General features: G+C 68.1%; 1 protein-coding gene. It reads left to right on the top strand.

What is annotated here, in order from left to right; translation table 11 throughout:
* A partial coding sequence (locus tag HA630_RS02495) for an OmpA family protein (protein WP_166832226.1) occupies positions 1 to 552 on the top strand: 552 nt, incomplete at both ends.

Raw genomic sequence — 552 nt, 5'->3', positions numbered from 1 at the left:
ATGGGCCGGCTGGTGTCGTCGCTGGGCGTGGCCCGTGCCGACCAGCCCAGCCTGGAAGACGTGGGCCAAGACCGCGGCCTGCTGCCGCCCGAGGAGCTGTGCCCGTTCGAGACCCCGGCCATCCTGAACATCGACAAGGCCAAGGCCGTGGCCGACGCTCCGGTGCGCGGTCGTCCCGCCGCACCCGTCCCGGCGGCCGCTCCCGCGCCCACCAAAGTGACCTTCAAGTCCGATGCGCTGTTTGACTTCGACAAGGCCGAACTCAAGCCCGAGGGCAAGAAGGGCTTGGACGAGTTGGTCGCCAAGATCAAGGGCATGAGCCTGGATGTGGCGATTGCCGTGGGTCACACCGATGGCATGGGGTCCGAAGCTTATAACCAGGCCCTGTCGGAGCGCCGTGCCAACGCCGTGAAGGACTACCTGGTGAGCCAGGGCCTGCCGGCGGACAAGGTGCGCGCCGAAGGCAAGGGCGAAAGCGAGCCGGTCGCCAGCAACGACACCCGCGAAGGCCGGGCCAAAAACCGCCGGGTGGACGTGACCGTGGTGGAACTG

The organism is Aquabacterium sp. A08, assembly GCF_011742065.1.
This window is presented reverse-complemented; position numbering and strand designations above follow the sequence as displayed.